General features: G+C 39.3%; 19 protein-coding genes. 4 read left to right on the plus strand and 15 right to left on the minus strand.

Annotation, left to right across the window (positions count from 1 at the left end; genetic code table 11):
* Positions 1 to 308: 308 nt before the first annotated feature.
* The 3 genes from A3EO_RS13160 to A3EO_RS0107875 form a co-directional block, all read right to left on the minus strand.
* Positions 309 to 401: a methionine/alanine import family NSS transporter small subunit gene (locus A3EO_RS13160; protein WP_018346707.1), complete on the minus strand. Its 93-nt coding sequence runs from the start codon at positions 399 to 401 to the stop codon at positions 309 to 311.
* Complete coding sequence (locus A3EO_RS0107870; RefSeq protein WP_018346708.1) at positions 398 to 1,909, minus strand: sodium-dependent transporter; 1,512 nt, start codon at positions 1,907 to 1,909, stop codon at positions 398 to 400. Before A3EO_RS0107870 ends, A3EO_RS13160 begins: the two co-directional genes overlap by 4 nt.
* Before the next feature lie 318 nt (positions 1,910 to 2,227).
* The gene (locus tag A3EO_RS0107875; RefSeq protein WP_018346709.1) at positions 2,228 to 3,652 is read right to left on the minus strand and encodes a sucrose-specific PTS transporter subunit IIBC; all 1,425 of its coding nucleotides are present in this window, start codon (positions 3,650 to 3,652) and stop codon (positions 2,228 to 2,230) included.
* A 207-nt stretch (positions 3,653 to 3,859) separates the two neighbouring features.
* Between A3EO_RS0107875 and A3EO_RS0107880 the strand changes: the two genes are divergently transcribed.
* The 3 genes from A3EO_RS0107880 to A3EO_RS0107890 are packed head-to-tail and all read left to right on the plus strand — an operon-like array spanning position 3,860 to position 7,277.
* Positions 3,860 to 4,777 carry an aminoimidazole riboside kinase gene (locus tag A3EO_RS0107880; protein ID WP_018346710.1) on the plus strand — a complete coding sequence of 306 codons (918 nt, stop codon included), beginning with the start codon at positions 3,860 to 3,862 and terminating at the stop codon, positions 4,775 to 4,777.
* Positions 4,778 to 4,799: 22 nt separating this feature from the next.
* On the plus strand, positions 4,800 to 6,251 hold the full coding sequence (locus A3EO_RS0107885; RefSeq protein ID WP_018346711.1) for a glycoside hydrolase family 32 protein: 1,452 nt from the start codon (positions 4,800 to 4,802) through the stop codon (positions 6,249 to 6,251).
* Positions 6,252 to 6,263: 12 nt separating this feature from the next.
* Entirely contained in the window at positions 6,264 to 7,277 is a 1,014-nt protein-coding gene (locus A3EO_RS0107890) for a LacI family DNA-binding transcriptional regulator (protein ID WP_018346712.1), read from the plus strand.
* Positions 7,278 to 7,315: 38 nt separating this feature from the next.
* On the opposite strand, the gene mnmA is transcribed toward A3EO_RS0107890, so the two are convergent.
* From mnmA to A3EO_RS0107945, 11 genes are all read right to left on the minus strand, one after another.
* On the minus strand, positions 7,316 to 8,470 hold the full coding sequence (gene mnmA / locus A3EO_RS0107895) for a tRNA 2-thiouridine(34) synthase MnmA (RefSeq protein WP_018346713.1): 1,155 nt from the start codon (positions 8,468 to 8,470) through the stop codon (positions 7,316 to 7,318).
* Between the two features lie 112 nt (positions 8,471 to 8,582).
* Positions 8,583 to 9,479, minus strand: coding sequence for a DMT family transporter (locus tag A3EO_RS0107900; protein WP_018346714.1), 897 nt, complete (start codon positions 9,477 to 9,479; stop codon positions 8,583 to 8,585).
* Positions 9,480 to 9,626: 147 nt separating this feature from the next.
* Entirely contained in the window at positions 9,627 to 9,854 is a 228-nt protein-coding gene (gene nqrM, locus A3EO_RS0107905) for a (Na+)-NQR maturation NqrM (RefSeq protein WP_013745912.1), read from the minus strand.
* Positions 9,854 to 10,903: an FAD:protein FMN transferase gene (locus A3EO_RS0107910; protein ID WP_026211058.1), complete on the minus strand. Its 1,050-nt coding sequence runs from the start codon at positions 10,901 to 10,903 to the stop codon at positions 9,854 to 9,856. Before A3EO_RS0107910 ends, nqrM begins: the two co-directional genes overlap by 1 nt.
* Positions 10,904 to 10,929: 26 nt before the next feature.
* Positions 10,930 to 12,153, minus strand: a complete 1,224-nt coding sequence (nqrF, locus tag A3EO_RS0107915) for an NADH:ubiquinone reductase (Na(+)-transporting) subunit F (protein WP_018346716.1) — start codon at positions 12,151 to 12,153, stop codon at positions 10,930 to 10,932.
* A 13-nt stretch (positions 12,154 to 12,166) separates the two neighbouring features.
* The gene (gene nqrE / locus A3EO_RS0107920; RefSeq protein WP_018346717.1) at positions 12,167 to 12,763 is read right to left on the minus strand and encodes an NADH:ubiquinone reductase (Na(+)-transporting) subunit E; all 597 of its coding nucleotides are present in this window, start codon (positions 12,761 to 12,763) and stop codon (positions 12,167 to 12,169) included.
* 4 nt (positions 12,764 to 12,767) lie between these two features.
* The gene (locus A3EO_RS0107925) at positions 12,768 to 13,397 is read right to left on the minus strand and encodes an NADH:ubiquinone reductase (Na(+)-transporting) subunit D (RefSeq protein ID WP_018346718.1); all 630 of its coding nucleotides are present in this window, start codon (positions 13,395 to 13,397) and stop codon (positions 12,768 to 12,770) included.
* Entirely contained in the window at positions 13,390 to 14,157 is a 768-nt protein-coding gene (locus A3EO_RS0107930) for a Na(+)-translocating NADH-quinone reductase subunit C (RefSeq protein WP_018346719.1), read from the minus strand. Before A3EO_RS0107930 ends, A3EO_RS0107925 begins: the two co-directional genes overlap by 8 nt.
* Positions 14,150 to 15,388: an NADH:ubiquinone reductase (Na(+)-transporting) subunit B gene (locus tag A3EO_RS0107935; RefSeq protein ID WP_018346720.1), complete on the minus strand. Its 1,239-nt coding sequence runs from the start codon at positions 15,386 to 15,388 to the stop codon at positions 14,150 to 14,152. Before A3EO_RS0107935 ends, A3EO_RS0107930 begins: the two co-directional genes overlap by 8 nt.
* 2 nt (positions 15,389 to 15,390) lie before the next feature.
* Positions 15,391 to 16,731, minus strand: a complete 1,341-nt coding sequence (locus tag A3EO_RS0107940; RefSeq protein WP_018346721.1) for a Na(+)-translocating NADH-quinone reductase subunit A — start codon at positions 16,729 to 16,731, stop codon at positions 15,391 to 15,393.
* 452 nt (positions 16,732 to 17,183) lie between these two features.
* On the minus strand, positions 17,184 to 17,492 hold the full coding sequence (locus tag A3EO_RS0107945) for a BolA family protein (RefSeq protein ID WP_013745920.1): 309 nt from the start codon (positions 17,490 to 17,492) through the stop codon (positions 17,184 to 17,186).
* Positions 17,493 to 17,676: 184 nt separating this feature from the next.
* Between A3EO_RS0107945 and A3EO_RS0107950 the strand changes: the two genes are divergently transcribed.
* Positions 17,677 to 18,270 (plus strand): YajG family lipoprotein, encoded by a 594-nt coding sequence (locus A3EO_RS0107950; protein WP_018346722.1) that lies wholly within the window; start codon positions 17,677 to 17,679, stop codon positions 18,268 to 18,270.
* 58 nt (positions 18,271 to 18,328) lie between these two features.
* Here A3EO_RS0107950 and A3EO_RS0107955 read toward each other — a convergent pair whose 3' ends face one another.
* The gene (locus tag A3EO_RS0107955; protein ID WP_018346723.1) at positions 18,329 to 18,976 is read right to left on the minus strand and encodes a bifunctional 4-hydroxy-2-oxoglutarate aldolase/2-dehydro-3-deoxy-phosphogluconate aldolase; all 648 of its coding nucleotides are present in this window, start codon (positions 18,974 to 18,976) and stop codon (positions 18,329 to 18,331) included.
* Positions 18,977 to 19,390 lie beyond the last annotated feature (414 nt).

The raw sequence follows: 19,390 nt of genomic DNA on the forward strand, positions 1-19,390 counted from the left end.
TAACCAATCCCTGAATTCTATTGAGTCACTCAATTTGTTATCTACGAATGCCCACACAGATTGTCTGATAGTTTTTTAAAGAACAAAAAACGACGCTTTCTTTTTAACTTCACACTTCAGCGTCGTTGCGGAGGCGTATTATAGGCATTTCAAAACCTTGTGCAAGTCTTTTTTGCAGATTTTTTTTAATTTCTTTTTAATTGATGTTTTTTACAACAATTTATCTATTTAATCTATCCATAATAAAAGCCATATGCCCAATGAAAAACATTGAATCATATGGCTTAAACTTTTTTATTTTCAATTAGTTATTCTTTAGGTAAACGTTTAATAGAAACTAATAAACCACCCCAGATGATCACAAGCGAGATAACCATCATAATGATTGCTGTTGTACTCATTCTGCGTCCTCCTCAAATTTTTCTTCATTTTTCCAAGGTAAATGTGTTAATAGGAAGGCAACCACCACCAATCCGAATGCCATTCCCCAACCGAATATATCTACAAACCAGTTTGGATAACCTTCATAACCTTCGCGGAACACTTTTGCACCTTCAGTAAATAGCATAAATGCTAAAATACCTGTTGTCACAACGATACATAAACGCCAAATAAAACCCACTTTGAAAGAAGAGGTTTTGTTAAGATGGTTTCCTAACAATCCTAATTTTTCATTAGATACAATAATAACTAATGAACAGAACGCTACCGCAACAATGCCGAAGTAATTCACAAATTTATCCATTACATCCAACATTGGTAAACCTGTTGTCGTTCCGAATAATGAAACAGAAAGAACCATCATCGGAATACCTACAATAAAGGTTGAAGCAACACGTCCAAGTTTTAATTTATCTTGAACTGAAGCAATAATGACCTCAATAACTGAAATAAAAGAAGTCAATGCAGCAAAGGTGAGTGAACCAAAGAATAACACACCAAGCACAGAGCCAAACGGTGCATTATTAATAATGGTTGGGAAAGCGAAAAATGCTAAACCGATTCCGCCTTTAGCAACTTCGTGTACTTGTTGACCACTTGCCGCCGCCATAAAACCTAAGGCTGCGAAAACACCGATCCCCGCCAATAATTCAAAACTACTATTTGCAAAACCGACTACCAAGCCAGAACCGGTTAAATCTGAATCTTTCTTCAAGTAAGATGCATAGGTGATCATAATGCCGAAACAGATGGATAAAGAGAAGAAAATTTGTCCATAAGCGGCAATCCATACACTCGGATCAGATAATTTATCCCAATTTGGGGTAAATAACGCATCCAACCCTTTACTGGCTCCCGGCAAGAAAAGCGCTGAAATAACCAAAATCACAAACATTACCACCAAAAGCGGCATTAAAATACTGGATGATTTAGCGATACCTTTTTGTACACCCAATGCTAATACGGCTAGCGCCACCAACCATACCGCAATTAAAGGACCAACAACCATACCAACGAACTCAAAACTGACGCCTTGTGTGATATCCCCCATTTTAAGGAAGTCACCAATAAAGAAATCTATCGGTTTTTCGCCCCAAGCATCATTGATAGAAAAATAGGTATAACACGCAGCCCAGCCGAGCACCACCGCATAATAGATTCCGATAATGACATTAACCAACACTTGCCACCAACCGAAAATTTCAAAATTCTTATGCAAACGTCTAAACGCTAACGGTGCAGAACCACGATGCCTATGCCCGATGGCATAATCCAAAAACAGTAAAGGAATCCCTGCCGTTAACAACGCAATAATATAAGGCACAATAAATGCGCCACCCCCATTTTCATACGCGGTATAAGGGAAACGCCAAATATTACCCAATCCTACTGCTGAACCAATAGCCGCTAAAATAAATGCTTTACGCCCCGAGAAAGTTTCTCTTGTTGTTTTTGCTGTATTACTCATTTCGCCCTCCTAAAGGACTTATCGTTATTTTTGTTACAGGAAATCTTAATATAATCGAATAGTGATATTAGTCAACGCTATTTATTTGATAATAAAAGGGAAATTTTAAATACCTTTTAAATTTTACTAGTATAAAATGCTGTAAAAAAGCGATGATTTTAGTGAGATAAACTATAAAATTTTACAACTAAGAATATCTCACTATTTAAGCCTATTATCTTTAGCAATAAAAACTAACATAACGTTAACATTTTTCATAAAAAAAATCAAGATAATGGTTATTACCTTGATCTTGAACAATGCTGAAAATCAGTGATTTTATTTTGCTTTACGTTGTGCTCTTAAGCCTAATAACAAGGTTAATGTGAAAGTGACCACGAATGAAATCAACATACCGATACAATATACGGCGATACTATCCGGTTTAATTGAAATAATACCAGGTAAACCGGCTGCGCCTAACGCTTGCGCTTTCGCATTAAACAAAGCGATAAACGCACTGGAAACGCCGGAACCCACCATTGCCGCAATAAATGGGTAACGATATTTAAGATTCACCCCAAACATTGCCGGTTCAGTAATCCCTAATAAAGCACTGATCCCGGATGGTAATGCAATTCCCTTCACTTTTGCATCTTTAATTAAGAACATCACGCCTAAACAAGCAGCGCCTTGTGCTACATTCGACATTGCCGCGATTGGGAAAATGAACGTTCCGCCGGTATGTGCCATATCCGCCAATAATTGGGTTTCAATGGCAATAAAGGTTTGATGCATACCGGTAATCACAATTGGCGCATAGAAAGCACCGAAAATAGCCCCACCAATCAAGCCGGTTGTGTCATATAACCAAGTTAAACCATCACCGATTAAAAAGCCAAGTTTATGTGTAATCGGTCCGACAAAAGTAAAGGTTAAAATGCCGGTGATAAACAAGGCTAATAGCGGTGTTAATAAATTATCCAATACGGATGGAATAATTTTACGGAAACCATTTTCCAATTTCGCTAAAATCCACGTTGCCGCCAACACCGGTAATACTGAGCCTTGGTATCCCACCTTTTCGATATGGAAGCCGAAAATATCCCAATACGGAATATCTCCTGAAAGACTCGCCGCACTGAAGCCCCAACCATTTAACAGATCCGGATGAACCATCAACATTCCCAATGCCGCACCTAAAAACGGATTGCCACCAAATTTTCTGCTCGCCGAAAATGCCAATAAAATAGGCAAATAGACAAACGGCGCATTGGCAAAGGTATTAATCATTGCCGCAAGATCCGCCAAATTCGGATAAGCATCAATTAAAGATTTATCATCAATAAATAGACCTTGTGCAGTAAAAACATTCGCTAACCCCATTAGCAAACCGCCAGCCACAATCGCCGGAATAATTGGCACAAAGATATCCGCCAAGCCTTTTACTAAACGCTGCAACAACCCCTGTTTTTCAGCACTTAAATTAGCGACATCACTTTTTGTCATATCGCCTAATCCTAAAATTTCTGTCATTGCGGCGTGAACTTTGTTCACCGTACCCGCACCAAAAATAATTTGGTATTGACCTGCTACGGCAAATTGACCTTTCACACCTTCAATTTGTTCAATGCCTTCCTTATCCGCCTTACTTTCATCATTAAGGACTAAGCGTAAACGAGTGGAGCAATGTGCAGCGCCACTAATATTCTCTTTTCCGCCCAACTTCTCAATGAGCTCTTTTGCAATTTTTGGAAAATCCATAGGTTTTCTCTCCAGGTAGATTGGTTAAGTAATCAACAGCACGCATTATAGCTAAAACGTTTTAGTAAAATCTATTTTATTCATAACCCAGTTTTCATTTTTGTGATCCAGTTAACACTTTTTAATAGAAATCAACAAATAGAATTGCTCAACTAAAACGGTTTAGCTACAATTTTACTGTTCAAAAAACAACAGAGGATTTTACCGATGAATAGAGTATGGGTTTTAGGCGATGCCGTTGTCGATTTATTACCGGATGGAGAACAACATTATTTACGCTGTCCGGGTGGTGCGCCGGCAAATGTTTCCGTTGCCATTGCACGCTTAGGAGGTAAAAGTGCTTTTATTGGCAGAGTAGGCAATGATCCTTTAGGTCGCTTTCTGAAAACCACTTTACAACAAGAACAAGTAAACACCGATTTTATGCATCTCGATGATGAGCATCGGACGTCAACCGTGATTGTCGATCTCGACCCAACCGGCGAAAGAACCTTTACTTTTATGGTCAATCCAAGCGCAGATCAATTCTTACAACAAGCGGATCTTCCGCATTTCTCTGCCAGTGAATGGTTGCATTTCTGCTCCATTGCCTTAATCAATCAACCTTCTCGCAGCACCACGCAACAAGCGGCACAACAAATTAAACAAGCCGGTGGATTTGTTTCTTTCGATCCGAACCTTCGCCCTAGTTTGTGGCCTTCACAACAACAAATGATTGATGAAGTGAACAAAATGATTGCTATTGCCGATGTCATTAAATTTTCAGAAGAAGAAATTTGTCTACTAAGCGGTGAACCTGATCTGGACTTAGCTATCCGTAAAACCCGTCAACAGTATCCAGATAAATTAATTTTAGTTACGCTCGGAGCAGCGGGAGCATACTATTTTTATCAAGCTATTGAAGGAAAAGTTGCCGGAAATAAAGTAAAAGTAGTTGACACCACCGGTGCCGGCGATGCTTTTGTCGGCGGTATGTTGCAGGCATTAGCCCAACATCAACACTGGCAACAACAAAATATCTTTGTCCAAGCGATTCAACAAGCAAATCTTTGCGGCGGATTAGCCACCACCGCCAAAGGTGCAATGTCTGCATTGCCGACAAAAACACAACTTCAAGCACAATAACGCTCTTTCGATCGGAGGCAAGATGATGATTTTTAATCAAGGCAAATACCGCAATCTATATGCAGCTAAAGAAAATGAATTAACAACATTAGCATCGCAAGTACAACGTGATCATCACCATCGTCCACAGTATCACCTCGCGCCACCGACCGGTTTATTAAATGATCCGAACGGATTGGTTTTTGACGGTGAAAACTATCATATTTTTTACCAATGGTATCCGTTCGGTGCGTTGCACGGAATGAAACATTGGCAACATTATCTCAGTAAAGATTTTATTCATTTTCAACAGGCGGAGTTGCTTATTCCCGATCAACTATTTGAATCTCACGGCTGCTATTCCGGCGGTGCGATTCTCTATCAAGATCAGATTGTCGCTTTTTATACCGGAAACACGCGCCGTCAATCGGATAACCAACGCATTCCATTTCAGAATATGGCTATTTTTACTAAACAGGGGAAACTGCTCGAAAAACGTGTTTTACTGCACGAACCGCCGGTTGGTTATACTGAACATTGCCGCGATCCGAAACCGTTCCTTACTGCTGAAGGCAAAATTCGTTTTATTTTAGGTGCGCAACGCCAAGATCTTTCCGGTACTGCATTATTATTTGAAATGGATAATCTGAATGACACGCCAAAATTATTAGGCGAATTAGCGCTTCATCCCTTTGATAATAAAAATATTTTTATGTGGGAATGCCCTGATCTTTCCAAATTAAAAGATAAAGATCTCTTTATTTGGTCACCTCAAGGAAAGCAGCAGCAACAAACTCAATTTCAAAATAATTATCACGCTACTTATGCCCTTGGCAAATTACAACATCTTGATTTTCAAGTAGAAACATTTTCCGAACTGGATCAAGGATTTGATTTTTATGCGCCACAAACTTTTTCCGGCTTAAATGATAACAGTAAAATCCTATTGGCGTGGTGCGGTTTACCTGATTTGCAGTATCCTACCGATCAATATCAATGGCATTCAATGCTAACTTTGCCTCGTCAACTTTGGCTGCAAAACAACCAAATCTATCAACGTCCTGTGGAACAGGTTTATCAACAGATCGGTGCAATGCATTATCATCAACAACAAGGAAAGATTGAAATTCCTTATCTGTCACAAAGTTACTTAAAACTTGAAGTCAACAACCAAACATTTAATTTACAACTGTTCAAAAACGAATTGAATCAATATCTTGAAATCAGTTATCACAACGGCATTTTCTGCCTAAACAGAGCACAGAGTGAGCAATCCGAATCTATGCAGAAATGGGGCTCAAAACGTTATTGTGAAATTAACGATCTACAAAAGATTGAAATTTTTATTGATCATTCTATTATTGAAATCTTTTTAAATGATGGCGAAAAAGCAATGACTTCCCGTTTCTTTATTGAAAAGAAACAACCTCTATTATGGATATCTCCTTTAATCAAAATAGCGAGTGCCGAAGTTTCGCCAATTCACTTCGATTAAGGATTGAGGTTAATGAATATCAACAATAAACGGCTTACTCTGGCAGATATTGCAGAATTAAGTGGCGTTTCTAAAACTACCGTCAGTATGGTGCTGAACGGTCACGGCAATAATTTTAGAATTAAACCGGAAACACAAGCCAAAATCTTGGAAATTGCAAAAAAGTATCACTATAAAGCCAATAGCGTTGCAAAGGCGTTACAGGCGCAGCGTAGTAACACTATCGGTTTAGTCATTCCTGATTTTTCTAATTTGGGTTTTGCCGCAACAACAAAAACCTTAGAAAAGTTGTGTCGTGATAATGGGTTACAACTGATCATCGCCTGTACCGACGAGGATGCCAAACAGGAATTAATTGCTATTGAGCGTTTATTGGATCGTCAAATTGATCTTTTAATTACAACACCGATTAAATCGGATGCGCGTTATTATCGCCAACTCAATATTAATGTTCCGGTCATTCAACTTGACCGTTTCACCCAAAACAGCCTTACACCTTATATTGTGACTGATGATGAAAGTGCTGTTATTGAACTCATTGATACTTTATGCCGACAATATCATTTAAATGAGATCTATTATCTCGGCGGTCAAGCTGAATTACGCCCAAGTACCGCACGCCTTTATGGCTTTAAACAAGGCTTGCAGCGTGCGAATTTAAAGTTAAACCCGGATTGGATTATACAAACCTCCTACTACGCCGATAGTGCCTACCTTGCTTTCGACCAATTGTACCAACGCTTAGGACGTTTACCGCAAGCATTATTTACCGGTTCATACGCCCTATTGGAAGGGGTGCTTCGTTGGTTAAATGAAAAACAGTTATTGCATCATCTTTCTGATGGCACAATGCATCTCTCTACTTTTGACGATTATGAATTGCTGAATTGTCTGCCGTTCAAAATCAACTCTATTCAACAAAATCACCAAAAAATAGCTCATCAGCTTTTTGCAATGGTACAAAGTTTATTAAAACAAGAACCGGTAAAAAATCAGATCATTCCGGCAACCATTATTTGGCGATAAAAATAAAGGGTTCATTGCGAACCCTTTACTTTTTTACTTTAAACTAAACGCTGTTCAATAATGCCGCCACCCAAACAAAGCTCATCCAAATAGAAAACTGCCGATTGTCCGGGAGTCACTGCAATTTGTGGTTCATCAAAGCGTACTTCAATCAAATCATCATTTAATGGAATAATTTGACAAGGCACATCCTGCTGACGATAACGTGTTTTCACTGTACAACGCAAAGGTTGTTTTAAAGGCTGACGATCAACCCAATGTAATTGTCCGGCGATCAACCCTTTAGAGAATAAGCGCGGATGGTTATGACCTTGCGACACAATCAACTCATTATGTTCCAGATCTTTATCCACCACATACCAAGCCTCGTCGCCGGCATTTTTCAATCCGCCGATACGTAACCCTTTACGCTGCCCAAGCGTGTGATACATCAATCCATCGTGACGGCCGATAACTTCACCATCTACCGTACGAATATCTCCGGGTTGTGCCGGCAAATAACGCGCCAAGAAATCTTTGAATTTACGCTCACCGATAAAACAGATGCCGGTAGAATCTTTTTTCTTAGCCGTAACCAAACCCAAATCTTCTGCAATTTGACGCACCACCGGCTTTTCTAATTCGCCTACCGGAAATAAACTTTGTCCAACCTGTTTATGGCTCAAAGTGTAAAGGAAGTAACTTTGATCTTTATTACCATCCAAACCGCGTAATAACTGCGCATTCTCATCATCACCTCGACGGCGCACATAATGCCCTGTGGCAATATAATCCGCGCCTAAATCTTCTGCGGCGTATTCCAAAAATGCTTTAAATTTAATCTCTTTATTACACAAAATATCCGGATTCGGCGTTCTGCCCGCTTTGTATTCTTGCAAAAAATGTTCAAATACATTGTCCCAATATTCCGCCGCAAAATTAATTTTATGCAGTTTTATACCTAATTTATCGCATACTGCTTGCGCATCGGCTAAATCTGCTGCTGCTGTACAATAATCGGTATCATCATCCTCTTCCCAATTTTTCATAAACAAGCCTTCCACTTGGTAGCCCTGTTGTTGAAGAATATAGGCAGATACGGATGAATCTACACCTCCTGACATTCCGACAATCACTTTTTTCTGTTGGTTTTCTGCAAATTGTTGTGGTGATATTGTCATCAGATCAGTAAATGTTTTTGAAATTAATGCCATTATTTTTCCTTTGTTTTATGCTTAAAACGATAAATATGCTATGAAATCTGCGTATCTTAAAAACTCTCAAACAAAATAGCAAACAATCACAAACATTGTCGTTATCTTGGTGTTAACGTGCAAATTTATATAATTGATTTATTAAGATTATTCCCAAAACAATACAAACTGCACCTATAAAAAAATAGAGAGTGGGAATTTCACTTAAAAATAACCACGCCAAACACATTGAAAAAATCGGTTCAGATAATTCTGTTACCTGCACTTTCGCCGCACTTAAATACACCAGTGCTTTTGTCGTACAATAAAAACCTAATAATGTCGGTAAAACCGCTAACGCCAACAAATTCAGCGCAATGCTCCACGACCAATTGATGGTTTCAAAATGTTGTATAAATGGAAACAATAAATAAATTGCACCAAAAAACATCAACATTTTGGTTAAAGGCAAGCCACCATTCAGCCTAAATCGTTTTATAAAAACAGAAAATAAACCATAACCGATGCCAGCTAAACTCGCATTCACAACTGCCTGCCAAGTGCCGGAGCCGGACCACGAAATAATAAAAATACCCAAAATAGCGATTAAGGTACCGACAATAGCAGAAAAAACGATTGGTTCGGCAAGCAATAACCAGCCACCGATCAATGCTGAAACGGCGGCAGACGCCATCAAAACTACCACTACATTGGCGGCTTGACCATACTGATAGGCGAGCGTTTCAAAGAAGAACATTACAAACACGCCGAGAAAAGCACAAAAGGCAATTTGCCCCCAAAGTTTTACGGTCGATGAATAGTGCGGACAAATGCTTTGCTGTTGCTCTTTTTGCGGTTGACGAAATAGCACTATGCTCACTAGAACAAATGCGATGATTGTTTTAATAAAAGAAATCGCTTCAATCGTTAAACCTTGTTCAATCAAGACTTTACTGAAAATGCCAATCGTACTATTGAGTGCTGCGGCGGATAATGCAAGAAAAATACCGAGAGTTAATCTATTTTGCATTGATATTTCTCCGAAAAAAGATAATTGAAAAACGGATATGCGTACTGAATTACACATATCCATTAAGGCATAATGGAAAGCGACATTCTTTCCTTAATGTTATCAATTCACAGCGCAATGCTTAATAGCGTTACCTGATGAATGAAATTATAAAATGCGACCGGCTTCTTGCAGTTTTGCTTGACGTTCGGCCTCTTTCGCCATTCTGGCTTTACGTGCATCACAAGGTTCTGGGCAATCGCACACCTTTTCTAAGCCGAGTGAAGAGATGCCGCCACAACTGCCGCTGATGGTTTTACGTTTAATGATATAGCCGATTGCCATTGCGAAAATTACAACTACGAAAAACCCGAATGTAATTAAAAATAATTTCATTACTTCTCTCCTTCTTTATGATTGTGCAACAATTTTGCAAATGCTGATGACATTTTAACTTCAAATCCTTTTTCTGTCTTAACAATCAGATAAATGGCAAGATTTTCTTTTTCAGCCAGTTGCAAAGCCTTTTCCGCACCAAGAACATATAAACCGGTAGCATAGCCGTCAGCAATCATACAGCTCGGATCAACTACAGTGATTGAAGCTAAATTATGCTGCAACGGATAACCGCTATTCGGATCGATTTCGTGCGAGAAACGTTTCCCATTTTCCTCAAAATAATTGCGATAATCACCGGATGTCGCCATAGACAAATTGCTTAATCCGATAATCTGTTCTACCGCACGAGAACCGTCAAATTCAGGCTTTTCAATCGCAATCTGCCACGCCTGACCTTTTTCATTCACGCCTTTGGTATGAATTTCGCCACCAATTTCAACTAAATAATCGCTAACACCGATACTTTCTAAATAAGAGGCAACTTTATCAACCCCAAACCCTTTTGCAATGGAAGATAAATCAACATAAAGTTCGGGTATCTTTTTAATAAGTGCCGGCTTACCGTCTGTTTCGGAAACGGATAATTTATCAATACCGGTCCACGCCTTGCGTTTTTCAATATCTTCCGGCGCCGGTTCTTTATCCAATCGTTTTTCCGGCCCGAATCCCCATAAATTAACTAATGGCCCGACCGTTACATCTAATGCACCTTCCGTTTTCTGGTGTAATTGAATCGCTGCTTGTACCACTTCAGCAAAATCCTTAGACACCACAAAAGGTTTATCTATCTCTTTACTTTGATTAAAACGACTCAGTTCAGAATCCTTCTGATAAGTCGACATCTGATTATTGACCTCCTTAAGCAGTTGGTCAATTTGCTGATGAGCCATCTCCGGCTCAGTATTTATTCCCTTATCCAAATATTTAATATGGTAAGTGGTTCCCATTGTTTTGCCCGATAGATTGACAATTTCCGTCTGATCACCACAAGCAACAAGAAAAAAGGCTAGCCCTGTGAGGGCCAGCCAATGTGTTAGTTTTTTCAATAACATAATGAATCAAGTTTGATTTATTAACCACCGAAATTATCTAATAAGATATTTTCGTCTTCTACACCAAGATCTTTCAGCATTTTGATCACTGCTGCATTCATTACCGGAGGCCCACACATATAGTATTCACAATCTTCAGGCGCTTCGTGATTTTTCAGATAGTTTTCATAAAGCACATTGTGAATAAAGCCGGTGTAACCATCCCAATTATCTTCCGGTAACGGATCTGACAACGCAACGTGCCAAGTGAAGTTATCGTGTTCACGCTGTAACATATCGAAATCTTCAACATAGAACATTTCACGTTTAGAACGCGCACCATACCAGAATGAGATCTTACGTTTAGAGTGCAAACGTTTTAATTGGTCAAAGATATGTGAACGCATCGGCGCCATACCTGCACCACCACCGATAAATACCATTTCAGCATCAGTATCTTTGGCAAAGAATTCACCGAACGGCCCTGAAATTGTCACTTTATCACCCGGTTTTAATGACCAAATATAAGATGACATTTGTCCCGGTGGAACATCAGGATTACGTGGAGGTGGCGTAGCAATACGCACGTTCAACATAATAATGCCTTTTTCATCCGGATAAGATGCCATTGAGTAAGCACGTGTGATATGTTCATCCACTTTAGAAACATAACGGAATAAATTATATTTTTTCCAGTCCTCTTGATATTTTTCAGGAATATCAAAATCACTGTATTTAACAGTATGAGGATCAGCCTCAATTTGGATATAACCACCGGCACGGAAAGGCACTTCCTCACCTTCCGGAATCGCCAACTTAAGCTCTTTGATAAAGGTTGCTTTATTATCGTTGGAGATAACGGTACATTCCCATTTTCTTACACCGAAAATTTCTTCCGGCAATTCAATGTCCATATTACCTTTTACGTTTACCTGACAAGACAAACGATAGCCTTCAGCAGCCTCTTTCTTATTAATATGTGATAACTCCGTAGGGAGAATATCACCACCACCGCTTATGACTTTTACGCGACATTGACCACAAGAGCCACCGCCACCACAAGCGGATGAAACGAAGATCCCTTTGCTTGCTAATGCACCGAGTAATTTACCGCCCGCCGGCAATGTAATTGCCTTGGAAGGATCGTGATTAATGGTAATGGTAATATCACCAGTATTTACCAGCTTTGATTTAGCAAACAGGATTAATACCGCCAATACTAAAATAATGACGGTAAACATCGCTATTCCTAATGTAATTTCCATTATTTATCCCCTTTTACAACTGGATGCCTGAGAAAGACATAAAACCAAGTGCCATCAAGCCGACTGAAATAAAGGTAATACCTAAACCTCTCAATCCTTTCGGCACGTCAGAATATTTCATTTTCTCAGTAATACCTGCTAAGGCCACAATGGCTAACATCCATCCTAGACCGGCACCGATGCCATAAACAACGGATTCACCGAAGTTATAATCACGTTGCACCATAAAAGAAACACCCCCGAAAATCGCACAGTTTACTGTGATTAACGGAAGGAAGATCCCCAATGCGTTATAAAGTGCCGGGAAGAATTTGTCCAAAACCATTTCCAGAATTTGCACTAATGCTGCAATAACACCGATGAAAGTGATGAAGTTCAAGAAACTTAAATCAACACCTTGTGCTAAGGCGCCATCACGTAAAATCAGGTTATAAACAATATTGTTTACTGGAACAGAAATTCCTAACACGACGGTTACTGCAATCCCAAGCCCAAATGCAGTTGAAACTTTTTTGGATACAGCTAAGAACGTACACATTCCTAAGAAGAAGGAAAGTGCCATATTTTCAATAAATATGGATTTTACAAATAAACTAATATAGTGTTCCATTGTATTAATCCTTCTCTACTTGTTCCGGTTTCCAAGTTCTAAGACCCCAAATAATGAAGCCGATGATAAAAAATGCGCTTGGTGCCAACAGGAATAGACCGTTAGTTTGATACCAACCACCGTCTTGGATAGTTTGGAAAACTGTTACACCGAACAATTTACCTGAACCGATTAATTCACGAATAAATGCAACGATAACAAGCATTGCACCATAACCTAAACCGTTACCGATCCCGTCAAGGAAACTGTCAACCGGTTTTTCTTTCATTGCAAACGCTTCCGCACGTCCCATTACGATACAGTTGGTAATAATCAAGCCGACGAATACCGATAACTGTTTAGAAATATTATAAGCATATGCCCGTAATATTTGGTCAACCACGATAACCAATGATGCAATGATCGCCATTTGTACGATAATACGAACGCTATTCGGAATGTAATTACGAATACAAGAGATAAAGAAGCTTGAAAACGCAGTAACCAAACTTACAGAAATCGCCATTACGATTGCTGTTTCAAGTTTTGTCGTTACCGCCAATGCTGAACAAATCCCGAGAATCTGCAAAGCAATCGGGTTGTTATTAATAACCGGATTAAGCAATAAATCCTTTTTAGTTTGTTTATCAGCCATTGTTTAATACTCCTTCTTTAAGTTTAGCTAAGAAAGGACCAAAGCCTTTCGGACCAAACCAGAATTTAAACGTATTTTGCACACCATTACTGGTTAATGTCGCACCGGACAATGCATCAATACCGTGTGCTTTATCAGCAGAACCACCTTTACTTACGTGAAGAGCCATTTGGTTTTGATCGTTATAAATGGTTTTACCTGCAAACATAGACTGCCATTTCGGATTTTCGATCTCACCACCCAATCCCGGAGTTTCCCCCTGATCATAGTAAGTAATACCGTTAATGGTGTTTCCATCCGGTTGTACAGAGATAAAACCGTACATTACAGACCACAAACCGGTACCATAAATTGGTAACACAACCTGCTTAACTTGACCGTTATCATCTTTTACCAAATAAACTTCGGCATAATTAGCACGGCGACCGATTTTAGCAAAATCGTCTTCTCCTAAAGCAATACTCGTTGACGGATCTTTTGCTGCTTTCGCTGCATCAAAGTTAGCTTGGTTTGCAACAAAATCACCACTGTTTAAATCAACCAAGCGAGGTTCGATGTATTTATTATACGCTTCTGTAATATTGCCACCGGACTTCAATAAACCTGCAACGCTAAGAATATTTTTTTGTTTATCCAACAATTTTTGTTCTTGTTGAAGCGGTTTTAACGATACGGCTGATCCTGCAACGATAACAGAACACACTAAACTGACTAAAATAACAACAATCAGTGTGCCGATAACACTATCTTTCTTAAACATTACGTGCTCTCCTACGTTTGATATTCGCTTGAACAACAATGTAATCAAACAATGGTGCAAACAAGTTAGCGAATAAAATAGCCAACATCATACCTTCCGGATATGCCGGGTTCACAACACGAATAAGAACAACCATTACACCGATTAATGCACCATACCACCATTTACCTTTGTTAGTGAATGAAGCGGAAACCGGATCAGTTGCCATAAAGAACATACCCAAAGCAAATCCACCTAATACTAAGTGCCAGTACCAAGGCATTGAGAACATTGGATTAGTATCTGAACCGATTAGATTGAATAGGCAAGAAGTCGCAATCATACCAATCATTACACCGGCAATGATACGCCAAGAGGCGATACGTGCGAAAACAATTACTGCCGCACCGATGATTAATGCAAGTGTAGAAACTTCACCGATTGAACCTGGAATGTTTCCTAAGAAAGCATCCATCCATTGAATTGGTTGTCCGGTAGTTACCTGTTTTAATGCACCTTCACCGCCTACAGCCCATTGAGAAAGTGCGGTCGCACCGGAAAAGCCGTCAGCAGCAACCCAAACGGAATCCCCTGAAATTTGTGCCGGATAAGCAAAGAATAAAAACGCACGACCCGCTAATGCCGGGTTCATAAAGTTTTTACCAACACCACCGAACACCTCTTTCGCGACCACAACCCCGAATGTAGTTGCTAACGCAGCCTGCCACAATGGTAATGTAGGTGGTACGATTAATGCCAATAGGATAGAAGTAACGAAGAAACCTTCATTAATTTCGTGTTTACGCACAGTTGCAAATAACACTTCCCAGAAACCACCAACCACAAAAACGGTTAAATAAATTGGCAGGAAGAAAATTGCACCTAATACCATTTTAGCCAATACACCGGCATCCGGTGAGACAACACCCAATGCGTTTGCTAACGCAAAATGCCAATCATTATTGACGTTTTGTGCCAAATTTTGTGCAAAATCACCGACACCTAACGCCAAAATAGATTGTGCACCCACGTTGTACATACCGTAAAACATTGCTGGGAAAAGTGATAACCACACTAATACCATCATTCGTTTTGAATCTAATGCATCACGTACGTGAGAGGCTTTTTTCGTTACTGTTCCCGGTGTATATAAGAATGTTGCGGTTGCTTCAAATAATGAATACCACTTCTCATACTTTCCACCAGGCAAAAAAGCAGGTTCTATTTTCTCTAAAAAATGTTTTAAACCCATTTTTAACCTTCCTTCTCGATCTTATCTAATGCTGCACGCAACATTGGACCATACTCGTTTTTACCCGGACATACAAAGGTACAAAGCGCTAAATCTTCTTCATCCAGTTCCAAGCAACCTAACGCCTGTGCACTGTCGGTATCGCCAGCACTTAAATCACGCAATAACAATGTCGGGATAATATCTAACGGCATAACACGTTCATAAGTACCAATTGGCACCATTGCACGGTGTCCGCCATTTATTGCGGAAGTAAATTTGAACAATTTATGTCCAAAATGACCTAGTACGGTACGAGTAATAGAGAATTTATTTGAGCCTGGTGAAATCCAGCCTAAAAACTCTTTTTCACGTCCTTCTGCAATTACAGAAACCTGTAACGCATAACGTCCTAAATAATTAACCGGAGCCACTGCAGTGTGTCCATTCAACACAGAACCGGAAATAACACGATTCTCGCCGTCAGCCAATTCACCTGCGGTCAGTTCATTTAAGTTTGCACCTAAACGGGTACGTACCAAACGTGGATTTTTGACTTGAGGACCGGCTAAAGAAACAACACGATCAACATATAATTCACCGGTGGTGAATAATTTACCAATCGCAATAACATCCTGATAATTGATATACCAGACAAATTTACTAATGCTAACAGGATCAAGGAAATGAATATGAGTTCCGCTTAAACCTGCCGGATGCGGTCCGGAAAACTCTTCTACCTGAACATTGCTCGCATTAATTGTTGGAATTGATGTGCCTGCTGCTTTACAAACAAACAGTTTACCTTCATTTAAACGACTTAATACGGTTAAACCGTTTTGGAAAGCTTCCGCATTTTCTTTAATGATAAGCGCAGGTTCAGCGGCTAATGGATTAGTATCCATCGCATTAACAAAAATAGACGACGGTTTGCTATCAATTGCAGGAATTTTACTGAACGGACGGGTACGCAATGCGGTCCATAAACCGGATTCGACTAAGTTTTGTTTCACTTGTTCGACAGTTAAATTTGCCAACTGCTCAATGCTATATTTTGCAAAGGTCATTTGGCTTTCGCCTTCTAACTTAATCACAACAGATTGTAAAACACGCTTAGCACCACGATTAATCGCAGTTACCGTTCCTGATGCCGGGGCGGTAAAGACAACGCCTGGATTCTTTTTATCTTCAAAAAGTACCTGACCTTTCTTAACAACATCACCCTCACGCACCTTCATCGAAGGACGCATACCAACATATTCTTCGCCAAGTACGGCAACTTCTGTGATGGCAGCTCCATCGTGGATTACTTGTGCTGGCTTCCCAGCAATAGGAAGATCCAAGCCTTTCTTAATTGTAATCATATCGTTTGCACTACTTTTTCGTTGGGTTAAACACAACAATTACCGTAATAGAGTAGGGATTACGGTAATCTCTCGTTTGAGTAGTTTCAAGCGAATCATCATTCTTAAGCGATATAAGTTCGGTCAAAACTTCTATAAAAACAAATAGATAATTTTCCCCAACACGCCAAGATACATAATTACACTATCCACTTAATTTTAAAACTCAAATCTGTATACTCCTTGTTCAGGTTATAAATCATAACCAAAACAATGATTTAAATAATCAGTCATACTATTGGATTAGGAGTGAACAAGGATATTTAAAACGGCTTATTGTAACCAAAAGCCCCCCTTTAATTCCAGTAAATGACTGCTTATTTTTAAAAAAAATGTGAAAATTTTGATATATTTCAATAAAAAATAACTGATTTTTTATTTATAAATCAAATAAATACTACTTTATAAGTATATTACTCACCAACACCCATACAATTTGGTGAATTTGGCACTTGTTGTAAAGATTTCCATTCTTCCGGATCATACAAATGCAACGCCAAAGCGTGCACACCGTCCGCCAACTGCTGTGCCAATAGTTGGTAAACCAAACGATGACGCATTACTGCCCGCATTGCCTGAAAACGCTCACTGACAATAATTAATTTAAAATGTGATTCATCTCCCTTTCCGGAACTATGCATATGGCTTTCATTAATAATTTCTAAATGAAGAGGAGATAATTCTTGTTGTAATAAAACCGTCATCTGTTGCTGTCTGTTCATAAAAACTCCTAAAAGTAACGATCTTCTGCGAATTACAGAATATTTTTCGCTAAAATATGATTATTCTTTTTGCTGTAAGAGGATAATTTACTTTGACTATTGATGATTTTTGTATGAATATTCGCTATTTTATAGCGATGTTTTCAACTTCTCAAACTGATAACTAATGAAATAGGACTTTATTATGTATAAATCATTAAAACGTTTCTCTTCTGCCTGCGTTGTTGTTGCCGGTTTTCTGCTTGCCGCGTGCCAAGCACCGCAAAATACCATCACTTTCACACCGCCGGCAGCAGTCGGGCCATTTAATGCACAAAACCAAAACAGCAGCGTAAGCGTTGCTTCTCGCGATCTTCGCGGCAATCAAACCGTTTCTCAATACACTTATGATGGCCAACTTTATCCGATCTTTGCTCAACCAAGCATTGCTGAAGTGTTTCAACAAGCATTACAACAAGATCTGAACAGTAAAGGTTTCCGTATTCTGCCAAATAACGCTCCAGCCGTAGTAACAGTTAACGTGAAACAATTCTATGCTAATGTAAACCAAGGCAATGTTCGCTATAAAATCGATGCTTCTGTACAGCTAAATATTCAAGTACAAAGCGCAAAAGGCGAATATAGCAAAAATATTGAAACTCACCGTTCTCAAGAAGGGGCTTTTGGTGCCAAAACACCTGAAATCCAAAAAGTGTTAAATCAGGCATTCACCGATGCGATTAATGGCATTTATCAAGATCAAGATGTTTCCAACGCCATTATTCGCCTAACTCACTAATAAAAAATTCCCTTATTCCATCTGGGATAAGGGAATCTCTCCAATTCAAAACAATCTGTTAGCTTCTTAAACTTGTAACTAATTCAACTGCCTCTTTGGTTAATTGAGTGACTTTAGCCCAATCACCGGCTGCAACTGCATCATTAGGAATCATCCAAGAACCACCGATTGTTTTAACACAATTCACTGCCACATAACTTGCCACATTTTTTGGTGATACTCCACCGGTCGGACAGAAACTTAATTGTGGTAATGCTGCTGAAATAGCTTTTAAGGCTGCCGCACCACCATTAATTTCCGCCGGGAAAAACTTAACATAAGAATATCCCAACTCTAATGCTTGCATCATTTCTGATGGCGTTGCCGTACCCGGAATTAGTGGGACTTCACGCGCTGCAGCGTGTTTTAACAGTGCCGGCGTTGCTCCCGGAGAAATCACAAATTTTGCCCCAGCTGCCACCGCCTGATCATATTGTTCAGCTGATAATACAGTTCCTGCGCCAACCAATGCATCCGGAACTTCTTTACTCAATAATTTAATTGCATCCAATGCTACTGCACTGCGCAATGTGATTTCAAAAACATTAATACCGCCCGCTTGCAATGCTTTTGCCATTGGTAAAGCATCTTCCAGTTTCTTAATCACCATCACTGGAATAACAGGAGAAGCACTGAAAACATCTTTCGGATCTAAATTCCAATTCATCGTAAATTCCTTTTGTTGTGAAAAATAAAAAAGCGTTTCAAAATTAACACAAGGCAATAAAAATTTATACTAGAAAACCACTTTTTTTGAATTCAGGTCAAAATTGTGGCTTCTTAAGCTAAGAAACCGGCGTCATTATTTTTTATGATCAAAGCCAAAATAGATTACAGCTCACTAACAAACCGACTCCAATAAAAAATAAAAGGAAACAGATTATCCCCTGTTTCCTCAGACTGCTGACAAACCCATCTTTCCAAAATCATTTGATAAAAGTGGGTTTGTTTTTTTACTTTGTCGCTTTTCTCTTGCTTTTCCTTTCAGATAACGGTGCCAGCGGTCATTTTCGCTGATTGTTTTACCCATGCCTCAAACAAGTAAAATTGACGCCATAAATAAGACAAAATAGCCCATACC

The organism is Gallibacterium anatis DSM 16844 = F 149 (genome assembly GCF_000379785.1).
GTDB lineage: Bacteria > Pseudomonadota > Gammaproteobacteria > Enterobacterales > Pasteurellaceae > Gallibacterium > Gallibacterium anatis.